Raw genomic sequence first — 20,946 nt, 5'->3', positions numbered from 1 at the left:
ACGTCCTCAGTGTATACATAAACAGCGATCAAGCCTAGCTTTTCTGGCGAATGCTCGCCCGATGATCGATCTGTGTATACATCCACCGGTGAATTGTGGACTAACTCCGGTTCCAGCGGTACTCGTTCTCCGGACGTCCCGGAGTGCCGTATCGCGCATTCCGCGTGACCATACCGGCGTCGGCCAGGTACTCGAGATAGCGGCGTACTGTAACCCGGGACATCCCAAGGGCGACAGTTGCCTCGCTTGCGGACACCGGCCGGCCAAGGCTGGCCAGGAGGTCTTTGACGGACTCCAGGCTATGGGCGGAAAGCCCCTTGGGCAGTGGGACTTCGGTGGGTGCGCGGAGACTGGCAAACGCCTGGTCCACATCGCTTTGCGATGCTCCGCTCGCCCGGGCGCCCGACGCCGGTGCGGCGAGTTGTTCGCGGAAGGCGCGGTAACTGGCGAGTTTATCCGCGAAGGTGGCGAACGTGAACGGCTTGATGAGGTACTGCACCACGCCGATCGACACCGCGCTCCGGACAATGTTCACTTCCCTGACGGCGGTGATGGCGATGATGTCCGCAAGGAGTCCCGCAGCGCGCATTCGGCGGGCAACATCCAGTCCATGCAGATCCGGCAGGTTCATGTCCAGCAGGACGAGGTCCACCGGCTGGCCGGCAACGGCGAATTCGTTGAGTAGCCGCAGGGCCGACTGTCCGTCCGGGGCCGTTCCCGCGACGGTAAAACCGTCGATTCGGCCCACGTAGACGCCATGGGCATCGGCGGCGATGGGTTCGTCCTCGACAACGAGGACGCGGATTTCGGTCATTCGGCTTCTTTCCTGGAGTCCGGCACCGGGAGCACTACGCGGAAGAACGCGCCGCCCAAGGCGCTCGTGGAGTCGCTGATGGACAGCGTACCGCCAAGCCGCTGCACAGCTTGCCGGACCAGGGCGAGGCCCACGCCGCGGGAAGGGGCTCCGGGCTGCCCGGCCTGTCCGATTCCCGCCGCCTTGGTGCTGTATCCGTACTGCCAGACGTCGTCCACGATGCCGGGATCGATCCCGTGGCCGGAATCGACAACCGTGAAGGTGGTTCCTTCAGGTCCGGAGTCGATGCCCAGTTCCACTTTGCGCGGCGGGGGAGCGGCGGCTGCCGCGTCGAGGGCGTTGTCCAGCAGGTTTCCCAAAATCGTCACAAGGTCCTGCACTGCCAGGCCCTGGAGGCCGTCCCCGCCGGTCACTGTGACCGTCAGCTCCGCTCCGCGTTCGTGCGCCTCGGCCGACTTCCCCATGATGAGCGCGCTCAGGACGGGCTCGTCCACTGACGCCACGAGGTGGTCGGTCAGTTGTTGACTCAGTTCCAAGTCCTTGGTGGCGAAGTCCAAGGCATCGGAGGTACGCCCGAGCTCCATGAGGGACACTATGGTGTGCAGCCGGTTGGCGTGTTCATGAGTCTGTGCCCGCAAGGCGTCAGACAGGGTCTTCATGGTTTCGAGTTCACTGCCCAGGGACTCGATTTCCGTCCTGTCCCGGAGCGTGGCTACGGTCCCGAACACCGCAGGCCGCTGCCGGCCCCTCATGCCGGGCGGCCCCACTGCCGGCGCCTGGTTCACCACCAGGATGCGCGAGCCGGTGAGGTGGATCTCGTCGTGCGCCGTCCGGCCGGACTCGAAGAGGCGGTGGAGGCTGGGATCGAGTGGCAGATCAGACAAGCGTGGGGCGGCTTCCGCCGCGGGATCGACGTCGGACCGTTCCAGTCCCAGCAGTTCCGCGGCCTGGTCGTTGTACATGACCACCCTGCCGCCGGTGTCGATCAGGACCACGCCTTCGCGGACCGAATGCAGGACCGACTCGTAATACGCGAACAACTGCGCCAATTGCTCCGGTCCCCAGCCCCTGGTGACCGAGCGCAGGTACCGCCCCAATAGCCACGAGGCGAGGGAGCCGCCTGCGAGCATGGCCAGGGAGATGCCGATGATCGCCGTGAGTCGTGCTGACACGGCGACATCCACGGTGCGCACCGTGACACCCGCCGCCACGAGGGCCCGGACTTTGCCGGATGGATCCTCCACGGGGACGATGGTGCGCACGGACGGGCCCAGGGTGCCGGCGGTGACTTCGGTGAATGTCTGGCCGCGGAGGGCAGGATCGATGGTGCCGATGTACGGTTTGCCGATTTCGTCGGGGTTCGGATGGGTCCAGCGGGTCCGGTCCGGAGCCATGATGGTGATGAAATCGGCATGGGCATTGGCCGTCACCACCTGGGCGTACGGCTGCAGGGTGGCGGATGGATTCGGCGTGCCGGCTGCTTGGAGCACGAGCGGATTGGCTGCGATCGCGGCGGCCACTGCCTGCATGCGCTGGCCGGCGTCGTTGTAGGCCCGGTCCCTCGCGTCCAGGAAGGCAGCCGTGCCCACGATGGCGGTGAGCGCCAGCACGAACAGTAGATTCGCCACAAAGAGTCTGCGGGCAATGCTCCAGCGTCGGATCACGTGCTCCTTTCTGCGGGCCATCCTGTGACCAATATGAACGCAACAGTGATACATGTCACGCCGCGCCTAATGATGGGTATCACAGCAGAGCGACGCAGGGACATTTTGCAGGGACCACGGCGCTTTCCAGAGTATCTATAAGGAGCAAAGCCATGACCTCTCAAAGAGGAGAGATTGCACCCGCGAAGGCCGGGCGCAAGGGGCTGGACAAGTCGCATTACCTCTACATCGCCGTGATCGCCGCAGTTGTGCTGGGCGCCGTCGTCGGCTTGCTTTTCCCGGAAGTGGGTAAATCCCTCAAGCCCTTGGGTGACGGCTTCATCAAGCTCATCAAGATGATGATCGCCCCCGTCATCTTCTGCACCATCGTCCTGGGCATCGGATCGATCGCCAAGGCTGCCACGGTTGGCAAGGTCGGTGGGCTCGCACTCATCTACTTCCTGGTGATGTCCACCTTCGCGCTCGCCATCGGTTTGGTCGTTGGCAACATCATCCACCCGGGCGAGGGCCTGAAACTGATCCCGTACGACCCCAATGCGAAGGCTGCCACGAACAGCACCGCCGATTTCCTGCTGGGCATCATCCCCGGAGACATTCCGGTCCTGCCGACTCTCCTGGCCGCCATCCTGGTGGGCTTCGCGCTGCAACGCATGGGGTCCCAGGGCCAGCCGGTCCTCAAGGCAATCCAGCACGGGCAGGCACTCGTTTTCCGGATCCTCATCATGATCATGTGGCTGGCTCCGGTCGGCGCCTTCGGTGCGATCGCCGCGGTAGTCGGTGCCACCGGCGTGAAGGCAATTTTCGGAATGCTCACCCTGATGGTTGCGTTCTACATCACCTGCGCGCTGTTCATCGTCGTGGTGCTCGGCACCTTGCTCCGGGTTGTGGCAGGCGTCAGCATCTTCCAGCTGATGAAGTACCTGGCCCGCGAGTACCTGCTCATCTTCTCCACCTCGTCCTCCGAAGCGGCGCTGCCCAGGCTCATCGCCAAGATGGAGCACCTCGGCGTTTCCAAGCCGGTTGTTGGTGTCACGGTGCCTACCGGCTACTCCTTCAACCTCGATGGAACTGCCATCTACCTGACCATGGCCTCGCTGTTCGTCGCCAACGCCATGGGTATTCCGCTGGACCTCGGCGCCCAGGTATCGCTGCTGGTCTTCATGATCATTGCGTCCAAGGGAGCGGCCGGCGTTTCCGGAGCCGGCCTGGCCACCCTCGCCGCGGGCCTGCAGGCACACCGGCCCGAACTGCTGGGCGGCGTCGGGATGATCGTCGGCATCGACCGCTTCATGTCCGAAGCCCGCGCTTTGACCAACTTCACGGGCAACGCCGTCGCCACCGTGTTGATCGGTACCTGGGTCAAGGAAATCGACCGCAAGCAGGTCACCAACGTCCTGTCCGGTGCGACGCCTTTCGACGAGTTGACCATGATCAGCCACCACGCTGAACCCGAGGTGAAAGAGGCCGTGGCCGCTTAGTCCGGCACGCCGTTTGGAAGCATCCATGCAGGCAAGGCAGGAACCCGCCAAGGGACCTGCCTTGCCTGCTTTTGATTGCATGTTTTACGGCACGCGGGCCCAACCTTCTACCTCAGCTAGAAGGTAAAGGCTCAAATTGCGGGCAATGTCAAGTTCCGCAAAATGCCGTGTCGGGCGCTGTAGCCTAGGTGGGGAGCAGTGCTGGTGCTGGAGACAGCCGCAGGAAATGACCGTCGTGGAGAGAGTGGATAAATACGTGAGCAGCGAACGGGGAACAACTACGCTGGAGGGCACGGATTTCGATCTGGAAGACGCCGTCATGGGGCCAACGGGCCGCCCGTACCGCGACTTCCCCGAACCCGCGCCGCTGGCCTCGCATGGCCCGGCCCGGGTCATCGCCATGGTCAACCAGAAGGGTGGCGTGGGCAAGACCACGTCAACCATCAACCTCGCCGCCGCGCTCGCAGAATTCGGCCGTCGCGTCCTGCTCGTTGACTTCGATCCGCAGGGAGCCCTTTCCGCAGGCCTGGGCGCGAACCCGCACGAGCTCGACCTCACCGTTTACAACGTCCTGATGGACCGCAAGGTGGACATCCGTGACGCCATCCAGAAGACCGGCGTCGAAGGCATCGACCTCCTGCCGGCGAACATCGACCTCTCCGCCGCCGAGGTCCAGTTGGTCAACGAGGTGGCCCGCGAGCAAGTGCTTGACCGCGCCCTCAAGAGCGTCGAGGACGATTACGACGTCGTGCTCATCGACTGCCAGCCGTCCCTAGGCCTCCTGACGGTCAATGCACTGACGGCTGCGCATGGCGTCATCATCCCGCTGATCTGCGAATTCTTCGCCCTCCGCGCGGTGGCACTGCTCGTCGAAACGATCGAAAAGGTCCAGGACCGCTTGAACCCGCGCCTTCAAGTGGACGGCGTGCTCGCCACGATGTACGACGCGCGCACCCTGCACAGTCGCGAAGTCATTTCGAGGCTCGTGGAGGCGTTCGGGGACAAGGTCTTCGAGACGGTCATCAAGCGTTCCATCAAATTCGCCGACGCCACGGTCGCCGCGGAGCCGATCACCAGCTACGCGGGAAACCACATCGGTGCCGACGCCTACCGCCGCCTGGCCAAGGAACTGATTTCGCGCGGCGGCGCACCCTAGCCCGCGTGGCAGAGCCACTCACCCCTGAAGCCGGGCCCGTCCTGGTGGGCGACGCGCCGCCGTCGTACTCCTCCGGGAGTAACACGGACGACGCCGGAGCCGCGCCTTCGGGACGAAAGGGCGGCTTCGAGGTCCGGCTGGCGAACTTCACCGGCCCCTTCGATCTCCTGCTCGGCTTGATCTCCAAGCACAAGCTGGACATCACGGAAGTTGCGCTGGCCACCGTCACGGACGAGTTCATCAAATACATCCGGCGGTTGCAGGAGTTGGGGGAGGACTGGGCGCTGGATGAGGCCAGCGAATTCCTGGTCATCGCCGCGACCCTCCTGGACCTCAAAGCCGCAAGGCTCCTGCCGGCGGGCGAAGTGGAAGACGCCGAGGACATTGCCTTGCTGGAAGCCCGGGATCTTCTTTTCGCCCGGCTCCTGCAGTACAAGGCCTTCAAGCAGGTGGCTGCGATCATGTCCGGCACCTTGGAGTCCGAAGCCCGGCGCTTCCCGCGGCAAGTTGCGTTGGAAGGGCATTTCGCTGCAATGTTGCCCGAGCTGATTTGGCGCCACACGCCCGAACAGTTCGCCGCGCTGGCGGCCAAGACCCTCGCGCCGAAGGACAACACGCCAGAGGAAGTCGGGCTCGACCACCTTCACGGAACACCCGTCAGCGTCAAGGAACAAGCCGAGATCATCGGGTACCGCCTGCAGCGCGGCCAGCCACAATCCTTCAGGGCGCTGATCGCGGACGCTGAGTCCACGCTTGTTGTCGTGGTCCGGTTCCTGGCGCTCCTCGAGCTGTTCCGCGACCGTGTGGTGGCGTTTGACCAGCCGGGTCCGCTCGCAGAACTGACCGTCCGCTGGACAGGGCGCCCCGAAGGGTGGAGCAGCGACAATGTGAGCGACGAATACGAGCAGGTCGACCAAGGAGAGGAACCGCTGTGAGCGAGCAGGATACAGGCGGGGACGGCCTCGCCGAGCTTGAGGCCCTGCCCGGAGGCGCCCGCGCGGCCCTCGAAGCCGTCCTGATGGTGATCGACCAACCGGCCACCGCGGAAGAGCTCGCTGCCGGGCTCAACGTGACGGTCGCCGTCGTCGAGGATTTGCTGGAGGGACTGCGGCAGGAGTATAGCGGCTATACTGTTAAAGCCCCGGGCAGGGACGCTGATGACTTGCACATTGATGCACGTGCCAGCGCTGCACCCCGGGGTTTTGAGTTGCGGAACGTTGCCGGCGGGTGGCGGATCTATTCACGCGCGGAATTTGCCGACGTCGTGGGCAGGTTCGTTCTCGAAGGCCAGACCGCGCGGCTGACGCAGGCAGCCCTTGAAACCATGGCGGTCATCGCGTACCGGCAGCCGGTTTCCAGGGCCAGGGTGTCGGCCATCCGCGGCGTCAATGTCGATTCAGTCGTCAGGACCCTTGTCCAACGCGGGCTGATCGAGGACTCGGGTACTGATCCTGAATCGGGGGCCATCCTTTACCGGACCACCTCGTATTTCCTCGAGCGCATGGGCATTGGCTCGGTGGCGGAACTGCCTCAATTGTCCCCCCACCTTCCGGGGCTGGAGGGCATCGAGGAGTTCTTCGACGCCGAACGCATGTAGCCGCGGGAACCCGCGGCGGCAGGCAAGGCAAAACAACTCAATATTGCAAGGATCTACAAACGCCCGGGCTAGTAGCGGGCAGAGTTCACACAGGGCAGATATCCTCTGTCCGGCTGGCTAATGTTGAGAAAGAACAAGCCGGCCACCATAACAAAAGGACGGGTCATGACACAGGCGGGACGCCAGGGTTCACCACGTAATAGTTCGGGACGAAACAATTCCGGACGCAACGAGTCGCAAGACTCAGGCCGCAGCAGCGCCGGCCGTACAGGAGGCAGCGGCTTCGGTGCCGGCCGGGGTGGCGCAAGCCGAGCCGGAGGCGCCTCCGGAGGCAGTAAGCGCAGCTTCTCCCCGGGCGGAGAACGCCCCTTCAAGCCCACTCGTCCGCGTGAAGAGCGCCCCTTCGATCCGGACAACCCCACGTCGGCCGGAGGCTACGGGCGTCGTGACGACGCCGGCCGCCAAGACGCAAGGCCGGCCAAGGCCCCCCGGAAGCCGGGCTCCAACAAGCCCGGCTTCGGCAAGGCTCCGGGCACCCCGGGCGCATTGAAGCCCAAGGCCAGCAACAAGAAGCAGTACGCTTCCCGCGCCTTCGGCAGTGAGCGCTTCGGCCAGAACCTTGGCCCGATCCGCAAGCCCCGCGGCCGCCGCGGCGAGGTGGCGCAGTCCGAGCAGCACGACGCCGATGGCGTGCGCCTGCAGAAGGTCATGGCCCAGGCAGGCGTGGCTTCCCGCCGCGTGTGCGAGGAAATGATCGAGGAAGGCCGCGTCGAGGTCAACGGCCAGCTCACCACCGAGCTCGGCATGCGTGTGGATCCCGCGACCGCCGTGATCCACGTGGACGGCATCCGGATCCAGCTCGATGACACCATGCTCTACATGGTGTTCAACAAGCCCAAGGGCGTCGTCTCCACCATGGAAGACCCCGAAGGCCGTCCCTGCATCAGCGACTTCCTGAAGTCCGCCAAGAACAAGGGCGAGCGTCTCTTCCACGTCGGCCGCCTTGACGTCGCCACTGAGGGCCTGCTGCTGCTGACCAACGACGGCGAACTCGCCAACCGCCTGACGCACCCCTCCTACGAGGTGCCCAAGACGTACCTGGTACAGGTCCGCGGTCCATTCCCGCAGGGCGTCGGTGCGCAGCTGAAGGCCGGCATCGAGCTCGAAGACGGCATCGCTTCCGTTGACTCCTTCAAGCTCGTGGACTCCACTCCGGGCCACGTGCTGATCGAGGTTGTGCTGCACTCCGGCAAGAACCGTATTGTCCGCCGTTTGTTCGAAGCCGTAGGGTTCCCCGTGCTTCGTCTTGTGCGCGTCAAGATCGGTCCCATCGGCCTGGGCGACCAGCGCCAGGGCAGCATCCGCAACCTCGGCAAGCAGGAAGTCGGACACCTCCTGGCCTCCGTAGGACTGTAAGGCATGTCGGCATTCCACTCGCACGGCCGGGGCCACCTTGACGGCCCGGTGGTCGTTTTCGGCACCGGGCTGCTCGGAGCCAGCATCGGTCTCGGCCTGCGTGGCCGGGGTGTCTCCGTGTTCCTTTCGGACCCCTCGCCAACCAACCAGGCCGTCGCCGTGGATATCGGTGCGGGCAGGCCTCTGTCCGAGCTTGCGAATCCGCCCCAGCTGGTTGTCGTCGCGGCGCCACCGGACGTGACGGCCGACGTCGTCGAGCGTGCCCTGGGTGAATACCCGGAGGCCGTTGTGGTGGACATTGCCAGCGTCAAGCTGGCAATCCAGGCCGATCTCCGTGCGCGTGGAGTGGACCTGTCCCGCTACGTGGGGACGCACCCGATGGCTGGGCGCGAGAAGTCGGGGCCCGTCGCTGCCCGCGGCGAGCTCTTCACGTCCATGCCCTGGGTCCTGTGCCCGTCCGACGAGACCAGTGCCGACGCGCTTCAGACTGCGCGTTCCCTTGCCGGGGACTTGGGGGCAATAGTCTCCCAGTTCACGGCGGAGGAGCACGATGAAGCCGTTGCGTTGGTGTCGCACTTGCCCCAAGTGATGTCATCGCTTCTCGCAAGCCGTTTGCAGGGGACACCGCTCCACGCGCTGTCGCTGGCCGGCAACGGGCTGCGGGACACCACGAGGATTGCTGCCAGCGATCCCACCCTTTGGGTGCAGATCCTTGGCAACAATGCGGCCAAGATGGTGGATATCCTCCATGGTGTCCGTGAGGACCTCAACCGTCTGATCGGTACCTTGGAGGATCCCACAGCCCCCGGTGCGCGGCTGGACCTTGCCCAGCTCATCAGCGAAGGCAACGCCGGGCAGGCCCGGATCCCGGGAAAGCACGGCGGACCCCCGCAGGCATATTCATGGCTTACAGTTCTGGTAGACGACCGGCCCGGGCAGATCGCCAGGCTGTTGACGGAGATCGGCGAGATCGGCGTCAACGTCGAAGACCTCCGCCTGGATCACTCGTCCGGGCAGAACGTTGGCATGGTGGAACTTTCAGTCATGCCCAACAAACATGACCTCCTTGTTGAAGCCTTGACCGACCGTGGATGGCGGGTACTCCAGTAATGACACGTGAACTATTCGGTCCGGAGACCGTAGTACGCCCGGGCAAGCCGCTCGTTGTCGCCATCGACGGCCCGTCCGGCTCCGGCAAGTCCAGCGTCAGCAAGGAAGTTGCCCGGCGCTTGAAGCTCGCCTATCTGGACACGGGTGCGATGTACCGTGCTTTGACCTGGTACTGCCTCAAGACCGGCATCGACCTCGCCGACGGTGCCGCCGTCGAGCAGGCCTCAAAGGATTTGCCGCTTGAACTGAGCACCAGCGCCAACGTCGAATACGTCAGTGTTGCCGGGGTGGACATCACAGAGGAAATCCGCGAGCCGAGGATCTCCTCGTCCGTCAGCGCCGTTGCGACCACCCTGGGTGCCCGCAATGAACTGATTCGTCGACAGCGCCAGCTGATCGAACAGCACCACCGCCGCATGGTGGTGGAGGGACGGGACATCACCACCGTCGTCGCGCCCAACGCGGAGGTCCGCATGCTGCTGACCGCCAGCGAGGAAGCGCGGCTGCGGCGCCGCGGCCTCCAGTTGGGCGGGACGCAGAGTCAGGAGCAGCTTGCCGCCCAAGTGATCCACCGCGACGCCAAGGACTCCACTGTGGTGAACTTCACCCAAGCGGCCGACGGCGTCGTAACGCTGGATTCCTCGGAGCTGGACTTCGAAGAAACCGTCGAAACGGCACTGAGCATTGTGGGCAAGGTCATCTACGGTGACTGAAGCCCGGCTCCCGGCGCGCTGGACCATGATGTGGAGCCGGCCTGTTGGCTGGCTGTTGGACCATGTCCTGTACCGGACCGCGATAACGGGACGTTCCAATGTTCCCAAATCCGGCCCGGTCATTTTCGCGGGCAACCACATCAGCTTCTTGGACGGGCCGGTGATGTTCGGCGCGGCTCCGCGGGCCATGCACATCCTGGTCAAGAAAGAGATGTTCAAGGGTTTCCTTGGACGGGTGCTTCGTGCCTCGGGGCAGATTTCCATCGACCGCTCCGGTGACCGCTCGGCTCTCCAGCTCGGAAAGAAAGTGCTCGACGCCGGCCGTTGCGTGGGGATTCTCCCCGAAGGAACGCGGGGGAGCGGCACTGCCGGCAACATCAGCAATGGCGTCGCATGGCTCGCCCTGATGTCCGGGGCCACGGTGATTCCCGTGGCCATCCTCGGAACGCGGATCGGAGACGAACACCGTGACTCCATTCCGAGGCTGCGGCGCCGCCTGCACGTCAGTTTCGGAGCCCCCTTGAATGTGACCCGCAGAAATGGCGAGTCGGGGCGTGTTTCAATGGACAGGGCGGCCGCGGAGATCCGCGCTGCGCTGGCTGGACACGTCCAGGATGCCGTCAAGACCACCGGTCAGTCCCTTCCGGGGGACTAATGCACCGGCCCACAGCCAATGCAGCACCGCCAAGAAGAAGTAGCCGGGACGCCGGCAGATCACCACTAAGGAAAGTGCAATGAGCGATACGACTCACAAATCCGGCAACATCGGAGCCGGCGACGACGAATACACGCCCACCGGCACCGACCAGGTGGCTGAAAACCTCGCCGCCCTGGACGACGACGAAGCCGAACTCCGTGCAGCCTCCCTCCGGGCGGGCCTGGAAGACTACGACCTCGACGAGGACGACGCAGCCCTGCTGAGCGGACTCTACGACGACGAAGGCGACGACGGCCCCCTCAAGCTTGACCCGGTCCTGGCCATCATTGGCCGCCCCAACGTCGGCAAGTCCACGCTGGTGAACCGCATCCTTGGCCGCCGCGAGGCCGTCGTCGAGGACACCCCGGGCGTTACCCGTGACCGCGTCATGTACTCGGCACACTGGAACGGCCGCAACTTCACGCTGGTGGACACCGGTGGCTGGGAGCACGATGCCAGGGGCATCCACGCCCGCGTCGCCGAGCAGGCCGAGATGGCCGTGGAACTGGCCGACGCCGTGCTCTTCGTGGTGGACTCCGCCGTTGGCGCCACTGCCACGGACGAAGGCGTCATGAAGATGCTGCGCAAGTCCAAGAAGCCGGTCATCATGGTGGCCAACAAGGTGGACGACTTTGCGCAGGAAGCGGACTCGGCAACGCTCTGGGGCCTTGGCTTCGGCGAGCCGTACCCGGTGTCCGCCCTCCATGGCCGCGGCGTTGCCGACCTCCTGGACCACGTCATGGACACCTTGCCGGAGTTCTCCACGGTGGAAGGCGTCGAGCGCTCCGGCGGTCCCCGCCGCATTGCCCTCATCGGCCGCCCGAACGTCGGCAAGTCCTCTTTGCTGAACAAGCTGGCCGGCTCCGAGCGCGTGGTGGTTGATCCCCTCGCCGGGACCACCCGCGACCCCGTGGACGAATTCATCGAACTCGGCGGCCGCACGTGGCGCTTCGTGGACACCGCAGGCATCCGCCGCCGCCAGCACATGGCGCAGGGCGCGGACTTCTACGCCTCCCTGCGTACGCAGGCCGCGCTCGAAAAGGCGGAGGTCGCCGTCGTGCTCCTGGCCGTTGACGAGGTGCTCAGCGAACAGGACGTCCGCATCCTGCAGCTCGCCATCGAGTCGGGCCGCGCGCTCGTCCTCGCGTTCAACAAGTGGGACCTGCTCGACGACGAACGTCGCCGCTACCTTGAGCGTGAAATCGAGCAGGACCTGGCACACGTTGAATGGGCTCCGCGCGTCAACATCTCCGCCAAGACCGGCTGGCACAAGGACCGTCTTGTGCCCGCACTGGACCTCGCCTTGGAGAGCTGGGACAAGCGCATCCCCACCGGACGCCTCAACGCGTTCCTGGGCGAGCTCGTGGCTGCCCACCCGCACCCGGTCCGCGGCGGCAAGCAGCCGCGCATCCTGTTCGGCACCCAGGCGTCCAGCCGTCCGCCGAAGTTCGTGCTCTTCACCACGGGCTTCCTGGACCCCGGATACCGCCGGTTCATCACCCGCCGGCTGCGGGAAACCTTTGGCTTCGACGGCACGCCGATCGAGGTCAACATGCGCGTCCGCGAAAAGCGCGGCAAGAAGCGCTAATTGAGACGCGCATCACAGATGACACCCGCCAAGGTGGCATTGAGAACCTCGAACATCGTGTAAGCTTTTTGAGGTGGTTCGGCCGGACTGCTTAGGTGAAAACCTAGGCGGAGAACGGCAGGACTGACGGGCTGTAGCGCAGCTTGGTAGCGCACTTGACTGGGGGTCAAGGGGTCGCAGGTTCAAATCCTGTCAGCCCGACCAGAAAGCCGTGGGAACTCTAGGGTTCCCACGGCTTTTGCGTTAAGCGTTGGTGTTGCAGTGAGTGCGTGGACTCCGCTCATCTGAAGGGATCGTCAGCGCTGGGATGTCGGATTCTGCTCAATCACTCGAATGGATTAACTTCGGACCCGCGAAATCACGAGGGCGGCAACTTCGGCGAAGAGAGTGATCCGGCAGAATCCGACGGTGTTCCCGAGATTCTCGCCCGACCTGAACACGCCGTCCTGACCTTCTTTGACGGGCCAAGGCGTTGAAACGACGTGACTCGCGGTGTCGCAAGCGCTTTCCCAAACCAAAGAAGGTCAGGATGGCGCATGCATCGAGGTGCGGAATGATCCAGCAGAATCCGGTGCACTCCGAGGAAGGCGTACTCATTTCCAAGGCCATGGGCACAGACCGCGAGAGATCAATTTGCAGCAGGGGACAACCTGGCGGGCAATTCCAAAGGTAGCTTGACGCCGAGGGCGCTTTCTAAATGGTCCTTTTTGAGATCTGTGTTTCACCACAGTTTGCACTCGAGGTATGTATGACGCTGACAGTGACCAAGGCTTCGGCTTTGACAAGGCTTATTGGAAGCACTGAATCAAGAGTGTCGCGGCCGTTAAATTCGTGATGGACGGGCCTGGTACCTGGCAAGGAACCGATTGGACCACCACAGCTTATGGAAACAAGATCCGTTGCAAGTAAGGATTACCGGTCCTCGTACTATGGCCAATGGGTTGGAGGTACTCTCGGCTCGAAGACCGCTTACTGTCTTGGTTACACTGTTTGCCCCTGCTGTCCACGTGTTGCACCACCCCCGACTATCATTGGACGGTGAGTGAAACCCTGCCCCCTTGCCCCGAATGCGCCAGCGAGTACACCTACGAGATGGGCGCCTTGCTGGTTTGCCCCGAGTGCGCCCACGAATGGTCGCCGGTCGCGTCTGATGAAGCGGCATCAGAGTCCACGGAGACTAAGGACGCCGTGGGCAATGTGCTCGCGGACGGGGACACGGTCACTGTAATCAAGGACCTCAAGGTCAAGGGGAGCGCCACGGCCATCAAGGTCGGAACCAAGGTCCGCAACATCCGCCTCGTGAACGGCGTGGGGGACCACGACATCGACTGCAAAGTGGACGGCTTCGGCCCCATGCAGCTCAAGTCCAGCGTGGTCAAGAAGGTCTGACGCGCCCCCAAAGGCAACTGCAGTCCCAAAGACAACAAAACCCCGCCGTTCCACTGAAGGAGCGGCGGGGTTCGTCGTTTCGCGACTCACCGCACGCGAAACAAACCTCAAACCCCCTGCAGCGCCCCCAACGCCTTCACCAGCGGCTCGAGCTCCGGCACCGATTCAGCGGCCGCCAGCGATTCCGCGAGGGTTTCGTCGTGCACCGGCCGGGCCGCCAGCAACAGCTTCTGGCCCGCTTCGGTGAGTTCCGTGTAGATGCCACGCCGGTCGTCGGCGCACAGGATCCTGGTCAGCAGCGCGCGGTCTTCAAGCCGGTTCACCAAGCGCGTCGTCGCGCTGCTGGACAGTGCTGTGGCCCTCGCGAGCTGCTGCATCCGCATGTGCCAGCCATCCTGGCGGCTCAGAGCGTCCAGCACGGTGTACTCAACCACCGAGAGATCCGCGGCGGACTGCAACGCCTTCTCCAGTGCTGCCTCGATATTGCCGTGCAGCGCTGCGAGAGTCCGCCACCCCTGCGCGCGCACCTCAACGGCGTCGTCCTTGATGCCCATGTCTCCCGAAACTCCTGCCGATTGATGAAACCAGACGCACGAAAAGTAGTTGCTTGCGCAATTACATGGCGTGTGCAACTATATATGCAGCGTCTGCAACTAATATTCTACGGTTCTCGGCGGCGCACTTCCACTCTCACGGGAATCCATCCCCACAAAGGAGCAACAACATGCCCGCAGGGTTGATCGCCCTTGCCCTCGGCGGATTCGGCATTGGCTTGACCGAGTTTGTCATCATGGGCCTCTTGCCCGAGATTGCCGCTGACTTCGGAGTCAGTGAAGCGGCCGCCGGCTGGTTCATCACCGGCTATGCGCTCAGCGTTGTTGTCGGCGCCCTCCTTGTGACAGCGGCCGTCACCCGCCTGCCCCGCAAGCCTGTGCTCATCGGGCTCCTCGTCCTGTTCATCGCCGGCAACTTCCTCTCCGCCATCGCGGACAGCTACCCGGCCATGCTGATAGAGCGCATTGTCGCCGCCCTCTGCCACGGCGCGTTCTTCGGTATCGGCTCAGTGGTGGCGGCCGGTTTGGTTCCGGCCCACAAGAAGGCGGGAGCCATTGCCATCATGTTCACGGGCCTCACCGCCGCCAATGTGCTGGGCGTGCCCTTCGGAACGTTCCTCGGCCAGAACTTCGGCTGGCGGTCCACGTTCTGGGCTATCACCATCATCGGCGTTGTCGCGCTCATGGGCATCGCCCTCATGGTCCCGCGCACCACGGAAGGGACCGCGACCAGCAGCCTCCGCAGCGAGCTTGGTGCATTCACGTCCGGCCAGGTGTGGCTGTCCATCGTCGTCACGATTCTCGGCTTCGGCGGCATGTTCGGCGCCTTCACCTACATCGCCTTCACCCTGACCGAGGTCTCCGGATTCGATCCGCACGCCGTCCCGTGGCTCCTCGTCCTGTTTGGGGCCGGGCTGTTCGTCGGCAATATCGCCGGCGGCAAAGCGGCCGACAAATCCATCGACAAAACCCTCATGGTCATCCTCGCGGGCCTGGCGCTGGTGCTCGTGTTCTTCGCGCTCACCGCCGCGAGCCCCACGGCCACCCTGTTCTCGCTGGCACTCATGGGCGGCTTCGGCTTCGCTACCGTCCCGGGCCTGCAGATGCGCGTCATGCACTTTGCCGCCACCGCTCCCACCCTCGCCTCCGGCGCGAACATCGGCGCCTTCAACCTGGGTAACGCCCTCGGCGCCTGGCTGGGCGGCGTCACCATCACCATGGGCCTGGGTTATACCTCGCCGATCTGGGCCGGGGCCGCCATCACCGTAGCGGCACTGCTCGTCATGATCGCCGCCGCGGCGGCGGCCCGGCGTGGGGGAGCGGCGCAGTCCGCTTCCGCACCGCAAGCAGCCCCCGACGTCGTTCGCGAACCTGAGGAGGCACCGGTCGCCTAGGCGAACCGCAAGGAAGCCCGCCACCTGTTTTTCAAGGACAGCGGCGGGCTTCCGGGGGTTCAGGAGCCGTCGCTGCTGCCGCGTTTGGCCAGGATCTCGCCGTTGGTCTGGCACGTGGGACAGTACTGCAGGGAAGTCCCCACGAAGGCCACCTCCCGTACGGTGTCCCCGCAGACCGGACACGGCTCTCCGGTCCTGCCGTGCACGCGCATCGAGGCTTTCTTGGCGGGCTTCAGTTCGTCGGGCAGCTTGCCTGCGTATTCCCGGGCCGCTCCCGCGAGTATGTCCTTCATCGTGGTGAAGAGGCGCTCCACCTCCTCCGGCTCCAGCGACGAAGCGTGGGCAACCGGAGACAACTTCGCTGCGTGGAGGATTTCGTCGCTATAGGCATTCCCGATACCCGCGATGAGTTTCTGGTTCTTCAGGACCCCCTTGACCTGCTGCCGCTTCGTGAGAAGCCTGCTGAACTGCTCCAATCCGAAGGCCGGATCGAGGGGATCCGGGCCGAGCTCGGCAATGCCATGGACTTCCTCGGGCTGACGAACGATGAAGAGGGCCAAACCCTTCCAGGTGCCCGTGTCGGCAAGCGTGACGTCGTAATCGTGGCCATTGTTCGAAAAGCCCAATTGCGCGGCGAAGTAGCCGGCTGTCGCGGTCGCTTCAGTGTCCCGTTGGTTGTCGGCGAACCATAGCCAGCCGGACTTCGCAAAACTGACAACCAAGTAGGCGGGCTCCGCATCGGCGCCCTGGGATACGGCAACCATCTCGAAAACGAGGAATTTCCCTCGCCGGCCGACCGCTTCGACGGTCCGCCCGATCAGCGATTCATGGGGAATATCCGCCATTTTCAGGGCGAACGCCGATGGCAGATGGAACTGCGTGAGCCGTGCCCCGGACAGTTGCTCGTCCAGAAAGTCGGCCAAGGCGGTGATTTCGGGCAGTTCCGGCATGATCGCGCTCCTCCGACGGCGTTGCAGGACTATGCGGCTCGAGTCTGCTTCCAATCATTCCAGACACCTGTGGGGAGGGGGCATGGATGTGCTTATACTTTCAGCGGTGGCCGGATGACCGGGCCGCCGTCGTGGTCCGAAATGTCCCGATGAAAGGCGACTCATGAGCAACATTCCTGCCGATCTTTCCTACACCGCCGAACATGAATGGGTCAGTGCCCCGAATGCAGACGGCGTCGTGCGCGTCGGCATTACGGACTTCGCCCAGGATGCACTCGGCGATGTCGTGTACGCCCAGCTGCCCGAGCCCGGCACCACCGTGAAGGGCAACGACGTCGTGGGTGAAGTCGAATCCACGAAGAGCGTGAGCGACATATATGCCCCGGTCAGCGGCGAAATTATTTCCCGCAACGAGGCTCTCGACACCGACTCTGCCCTGATCAACTCGGATCCCTACGGTGACGGCTGGCTGTTCGAGGTAAAGCTTTCGGAAGCTGACGCCATCGAGACCCTTCTCAGTGCATCAGAGTACGAACAACAGGTAGGCTAAATGGTATCTGGCCCGCCAAGTCGGTTCTCCCCGGAACGCCGGGAGCGACGGCGGCGGGCCAGCGACCTGTTTGGCCCGGGGGAACCGGGCAGTTGCGTAACCGGCAGTTTTGTCAACTGCCGGCGGATGAGGAGGATTTCCATGGTTGGCGGCAAGCGGAACCACGCCCGGGACGAGCACGGTGCTGTAGAACAGCCAACCTCGGAGACCACCTCAATCCAGCTCACGCCCGTGCGCCACCACGAGCCGGATGCCCGTCCGCCGCTGGCCGCCGAGGAGCGCGCCGCGGTCCAGGCATTGCCTCCTGGATCGGCCTTGCTGATTGCGCACACCGGCCCGAATGCCGGCGCGCGGTTCCTTCTGGACTCCGACACCACCACCGCTGGCCGCCACCCGGATGCGGACATCTTCCTGGATGACGTGACGGTTTCGCGCAAGCACGTGGAATTCGTGCGCACCCCCGAGGGCTTCGAAGTGGTGGACACCGGAAGCCTCAATGGCACCTACGTCAACCAGGACCGGGTGGACAACGTCCTGCTCAAGAACGGCAGCGAGGTCCAGATCGGGAAGTTCCGCCTCACCTACTACCTGAGCCCTGCCCGCGCAGCAGGCCAAGACTGATTCCGGGTACGCCTGTGGCACTGCCCCAGCCGGAACGGCGAGGACCGCAGGTCCTCAACATCGGGGAGGTCCTCGCCCAACTCAGCGACGATTTTCCCACCATGACGGCGTCCAAGATCCGTTTTCTTGAGGAAAAGGGACTGATCAATCCGAAGCGCACTCCTGCCGGGTACCGGCAATACGCCGAAAGCGACGTCGAGCGCCTCCGCTTCGTGCTGGCCCTCCAGCGTGACCAGTACCTGCCCCTGAAGGTCATCAAGGACTACCTTGACGCGATCGACCGTGGCGAGCGTCCCGAAAACCTCCCGCCGGGCGTGTCGGTGTCCCCACGGATTGTCTCGGACGAACTTGCGGCCGAGCTGCAGGGCCGCGCACGCGCCCTGAGCGAGGAACAGTTGCGGACGGAATCCGGGGCCAGCGTCCCGCTCTTGCAGTCCCTCCTCAGTTACGGGCTCATCAGCCACGTCAACGGCAAATTCGACGAACACGCCCTTCAAGTGGCGCGTGCCTGCGTCCAACTTGAAAGCCACGGACTTGAGCCGCGGCACCTCCGTCCGTTCCAGGCCGCGGCCGAGCGCGAATTCGGCTTGGTGGAGCGCGTCGTCGCTCCTCTGACGTCCCGCAAGGACGCGGCATCGCAATCCAGGGCTGCCGAAGCCGCCCGGGAAATCAGCGAACTCTGCCTCAGCCTGCATCGAGCCTTGGTGCAGGACCGTATCTCCCGTATGGACGCATGATGATTGAGGTCGAGATCGTTGGAGTGCGGATTGAACTGCCTTCAAACCAGCCTCTGGTCCTCCTCCGTGAGATGCACGGGGAACGCCATGTCCCTATTTGGATCGGCACGCCCGAAGCAAGCGCTATCGCCCTGGCCCAGCAAGGCGTGGTGCCGCCCCGGCCGATGACCCACGATCTGATGATCGACGTCGTTGAAGCACTCGGCCACACGATCATCAGCGTGAACATCGTCGCGGTCGAGGACAACATCTTCTACGGCCAACTCCAGTTCGACGACGGCACCGTAGTGAGTTCCCGCGCTTCCGATGCGCTGGCGCTTGCCTTGCGGGCGAAATGCCGCATCTGGTGTGCCGACGCCGTCATGGAAGAAGCCGGCGTCCGGATCACCGAACACGACGAAGGCGAAGACACCGAGCCGGGCCCCGAAGTTGACGAGGAACGGGAATTGCGCCGCTTCCGGGAGTTCCTGGACGACGTAGAGCCCGAGGATTTCGAAGGCTGAAGGTAGCCTAAGGTTAAAGTTGAGGGTGAAAGTTTCGACACGATCTGAAAATGCCCGGACGTCTTTGACCTAAGGCTCCCGCACGCCTAACGTCGAAGATATCAAGTTCCCGTTGCATGCAGGTCGCGCGCAAGTCACACTGAAAGGTGCGGACGCGTTGAAATTACACGAGTGCATTTCCCCTTTCGTGTTGCCCCCGTATGCACCATCCCCAAGGGAACTTCTGACAAGGAGGGTCACGTGAGTCCCAAAGGCGAAGCAGGCGAGCTAAAGCAGGCCTCGACAGGCGTTGCTGTACCCGCAAGCGGTGCCCAGGGTCTGCTTTTCACCGAGGACCTTCCGGTCCTGGATGAAGATGCCGGCTACCGTGGCCCCACCGCGTGCAAGGCGGCGGGGATTACCTACCGCCAGCTGGACTACTGGGCACGCACAGGCCTTGTTGAACCCGCCGTGCGGGGAGCCGCCGGTTCCGGATCGCAGCGGCTCTATGGCTTCCGGGACATCCTGGTTCTCAAAGTCGTCAAGCGGCTCCTGGACACAGGCGTGTCCCTCCAACAGATCCGCACGGCCGTCGAACACTTGCGCGAACGCGGAGTGGAAGACCTGGCGCAAATCACGCTCATGAGCGATGGCGCGAGTGTCTATGAATGCACTTCAGCGGACGAGGTCATTGACCTGGTGCAGGGCGGCCAAGGCGTATTCGGCATCGCAGTGGGCCGCGTCTGGCGCGAAGTCGAAGGCAGCCTAGCTGCGCTCCCGAGCGAACACGCGGTAGAACAGCCCTTTCCGGACGACGAACTCAGCAAGCGCCGTTCCGCCCGCCGCACCGGCTGAACCGCCGTCGGGATTGCCGCCAGCGGCCACTGAAGACCAATGAAGCCGCCTTCCGACAGGAAAGTGGCTTCATCTTTTTTTGAAGGGGGTGGCTTCTGGCTCGCAGAGCCGCTCAGCGCTTACGGCGTTCCCGCGTGCCGTTGTTCGAGGACAACATGTTCTCCAGGAGCGAGTCGAACAGGTTGGCGGTGTTCTTCGCCGAGTCGCCAGGCCAGTGGTGCACGGCGTGGGCGGCCCCCTGGATTTGCTGCCAATTCGCCTGCTCCGGAATATGCGGTGCCAGCAACAGCTCGCCGAACATCGATTCCATCTCGGCGAGCCGGAACGTGTGCTCGGACGAGGCGGGACGGACCCTGTTGGCAACGATCCCTGCAGGAGCCAGCTGGGGAGCGAACTCCTGGCGGAACAATTGGATGGCGCGCATGGTGCGTTCCGTGCCGGCCACCGAGAAGAGCCCTGGTTCGGCAACAAGGACCACGCGGTCACTCGCGCTCCAGGCCATGCGGGTGAGGCCGTTGAGGGACGGCGGGCAGTCGACGAGTACCAGCTCGTACTTTTCGGCCGGGGCAAGGACAGCAGTCAGGCGGCGGAGATCGCGGCGCCCAAGATCTGGCCGGTCGTAGATTCCGGTGTAGGCGGATCCGACGGCGACGTCGAGGGCCGTCCCGCCGCCGTCGCCGCGGGGGTGGTCAACCCAGCCGCTGCTGACCACGTTGTCCAAGAGTCTCGCCTTGCGGGGGTTCTTCAGCATGCGGCCAATGTCGAGCTGGTCGCCGGCCTGGACGCCGAGGGCCGTAGTGGCGTCGGCGTGGGGATCCAGGTCCACGACAAGGGTGGGGATCCCTGCGGCCAGTGCGGCCGAGGCCAACCCAGTGGTTACGGATGTCTTGCCCACGCCGCCTTTGAGGCTGCTGATGCTGACTACTTGCACTTGAAAACCCAAAACCTAACGCCGGTTGCCGTGTCGCGGTGCTTGTGTTCCGGCCTTGCCGGAACCGGGGCCCTGCCGCTGCCCTTCAACATCATATGTTGAGTGGCAACAGATTCCTGCCTTATCGGCCCGGAGCGGCTTTGACGGACTATTACTTCGCTGGCTTATTAGCACGTGAAACTGCATCGTGCGCGAAGGTACACTGCTCGTGACGAATTCCTGTGTGACTGTCACCACAAAGATTTGTGTT

General features: G+C 63.9%; 20 protein-coding genes, 1 tRNA gene and 1 pseudogene. 17 read left to right on the top strand and 5 right to left on the bottom strand.

The annotated features are described in order from the left end of the window. Positions 1–100 precede the first annotated feature (100 nt). Positions 101–814: a response regulator gene (locus AC1DJB_RS21610; RefSeq protein WP_476910809.1), complete on the bottom strand. Its 714-nt coding sequence runs from the start codon at positions 812–814 to the stop codon at positions 101–103. Then, entirely contained in the window at positions 811–2,478 is a 1,668-nt protein-coding gene (locus AC1DJB_RS21605; RefSeq protein ID WP_306963665.1) for a sensor histidine kinase, read from the bottom strand. Before AC1DJB_RS21605 ends, AC1DJB_RS21610 begins: the two co-directional genes overlap by 4 nt. A gap of 152 nt (positions 2,479–2,630) precedes the next feature. Between AC1DJB_RS21605 and AC1DJB_RS21600 the strand changes: the two genes are divergently transcribed. The 11 genes and pseudogenes from AC1DJB_RS21600 to AC1DJB_RS21550 all read left to right on the top strand — a co-directional run bounded on the left by AC1DJB_RS21600 (position 2,631) and on the right by AC1DJB_RS21550 (position 13,622). Continuing rightward, positions 2,631–3,956 carry a cation:dicarboxylate symporter family transporter gene (locus tag AC1DJB_RS21600; protein ID WP_390282169.1) on the top strand — a complete coding sequence of 442 codons (1,326 nt, stop codon included), beginning with the start codon at positions 2,631–2,633 and terminating at the stop codon, positions 3,954–3,956. Positions 3,957–4,212: 256 nt separating this feature from the next. After that, positions 4,213–5,112, top strand: a complete 900-nt coding sequence (locus AC1DJB_RS21595) for a ParA family protein (protein ID WP_284751736.1) — start codon at positions 4,213–4,215, stop codon at positions 5,110–5,112. A 5-nt stretch (positions 5,113–5,117) separates the two neighbouring features. Beyond that, entirely contained in the window at positions 5,118–6,047 is a 930-nt protein-coding gene (locus tag AC1DJB_RS21590; RefSeq protein WP_442880362.1) for a segregation and condensation protein A, read from the top strand. Continuing rightward, positions 6,044–6,709, top strand: coding sequence for an SMC-Scp complex subunit ScpB (gene scpB / locus AC1DJB_RS21585; RefSeq protein WP_284991606.1), 666 nt, complete (start codon positions 6,044–6,046; stop codon positions 6,707–6,709). The genes AC1DJB_RS21590 and scpB overlap by 4 nt, the downstream gene beginning before the upstream one ends. Positions 6,710–6,874: 165 nt before the next feature. Continuing rightward, the gene (locus AC1DJB_RS21580; protein WP_284991605.1) at positions 6,875–8,125 is read left to right on the top strand and encodes a pseudouridine synthase; all 1,251 of its coding nucleotides are present in this window, start codon (positions 6,875–6,877) and stop codon (positions 8,123–8,125) included. A 3-nt stretch (positions 8,126–8,128) separates the two neighbouring features. Then, complete coding sequence (locus tag AC1DJB_RS21575) at positions 8,129–9,235, top strand: prephenate dehydrogenase (protein WP_284991604.1); 1,107 nt, start codon at positions 8,129–8,131, stop codon at positions 9,233–9,235. After that, positions 9,235–9,948, top strand: coding sequence for a (d)CMP kinase (gene cmk, locus AC1DJB_RS21570; protein WP_284991603.1), 714 nt, complete (start codon positions 9,235–9,237; stop codon positions 9,946–9,948). Before AC1DJB_RS21575 ends, cmk begins: the two co-directional genes overlap by 1 nt. A 28-nt stretch (positions 9,949–9,976) precedes the next feature. Continuing rightward, positions 9,977–10,672, top strand: a pseudogene (locus AC1DJB_RS21565) (lysophospholipid acyltransferase family protein). Between the two features lie 10 nt (positions 10,673–10,682). After that, positions 10,683–12,233, top strand: coding sequence for a ribosome biogenesis GTPase Der (gene der, locus AC1DJB_RS21560; RefSeq protein ID WP_284991602.1), 1,551 nt, complete (start codon positions 10,683–10,685; stop codon positions 12,231–12,233). 127 nt (positions 12,234–12,360) lie between these two features. Then, a tRNA-Pro gene (locus AC1DJB_RS21555) sits at positions 12,361–12,437 on the top strand. An 834-nt stretch (positions 12,438–13,271) separates the two neighbouring features. After that, a complete protein-coding gene (locus tag AC1DJB_RS21550) occupies positions 13,272–13,622 on the top strand; it encodes a zinc ribbon domain-containing protein YjdM (protein WP_441438363.1) in 351 nt (116 codons plus the stop codon). 107 nt (positions 13,623–13,729) lie between these two features. Here AC1DJB_RS21550 and AC1DJB_RS21545 read toward each other — a convergent pair whose 3' ends face one another. Then, complete coding sequence (locus AC1DJB_RS21545) at positions 13,730–14,176, bottom strand: MarR family winged helix-turn-helix transcriptional regulator (RefSeq protein ID WP_307055631.1); 447 nt, start codon at positions 14,174–14,176, stop codon at positions 13,730–13,732. A gap of 170 nt (positions 14,177–14,346) precedes the next feature. On the opposite strand from AC1DJB_RS21545, the gene AC1DJB_RS21540 reads away from it, so the two are divergent. Then, positions 14,347–15,570 (top strand): MFS transporter, encoded by a 1,224-nt coding sequence (locus tag AC1DJB_RS21540; RefSeq protein WP_476910808.1) that lies wholly within the window; start codon positions 14,347–14,349, stop codon positions 15,568–15,570. A gap of 59 nt (positions 15,571–15,629) precedes the next feature. Here the strand turns inward: AC1DJB_RS21540 and AC1DJB_RS21535 are convergent, their stop codons facing one another. Then, positions 15,630–16,520 (bottom strand): Fpg/Nei family DNA glycosylase, encoded by an 891-nt coding sequence (locus AC1DJB_RS21535; RefSeq protein ID WP_306963681.1) that lies wholly within the window; start codon positions 16,518–16,520, stop codon positions 15,630–15,632. Positions 16,521–16,683: 163 nt separating this feature from the next. Here AC1DJB_RS21535 and gcvH point away from each other — a divergent pair, with 163 nt between their 5' ends. The 5 genes from gcvH to AC1DJB_RS21510 all read left to right on the top strand — a co-directional run bounded on the left by gcvH (position 16,684) and on the right by AC1DJB_RS21510 (position 19,765). After that, complete coding sequence (gcvH, locus tag AC1DJB_RS21530) at positions 16,684–17,070, top strand: glycine cleavage system protein GcvH (protein ID WP_284991596.1); 387 nt, start codon at positions 16,684–16,686, stop codon at positions 17,068–17,070. A 141-nt stretch (positions 17,071–17,211) separates the two neighbouring features. Beyond that, entirely contained in the window at positions 17,212–17,691 is a 480-nt protein-coding gene (locus AC1DJB_RS21525) for an FHA domain-containing protein (protein ID WP_234753790.1), read from the top strand. Between the two features lie 20 nt (positions 17,692–17,711). Beyond that, a complete protein-coding gene (ftsR, locus tag AC1DJB_RS21520; protein WP_059389162.1) occupies positions 17,712–18,428 on the top strand; it encodes a transcriptional regulator FtsR in 717 nt (238 codons plus the stop codon). Further along, positions 18,428–18,931, top strand: coding sequence for a bifunctional nuclease family protein (locus tag AC1DJB_RS21515; protein ID WP_059389161.1), 504 nt, complete (start codon positions 18,428–18,430; stop codon positions 18,929–18,931). Before ftsR ends, AC1DJB_RS21515 begins: the two co-directional genes overlap by 1 nt. Before the next feature lie 240 nt (positions 18,932–19,171). After that, entirely contained in the window at positions 19,172–19,765 is a 594-nt protein-coding gene (locus tag AC1DJB_RS21510) for a MerR family transcriptional regulator (protein WP_059389160.1), read from the top strand. A 112-nt stretch (positions 19,766–19,877) separates the two neighbouring features. Here AC1DJB_RS21510 and AC1DJB_RS21505 read toward each other — a convergent pair whose 3' ends face one another. After that, positions 19,878–20,696 carry a ParA family protein gene (locus tag AC1DJB_RS21505; RefSeq protein WP_441438362.1) on the bottom strand — a complete coding sequence of 273 codons (819 nt, stop codon included), beginning with the start codon at positions 20,694–20,696 and terminating at the stop codon, positions 19,878–19,880. Positions 20,697–20,946: the final 250 nt, after the last annotated feature.

The organism is Arthrobacter sp. 01T428 (assembly GCF_056398685.1).
The sequence above is the reverse complement of the archived record's forward strand: the minus strand, read 5'-3'. Positions and strand labels throughout refer to the sequence as shown.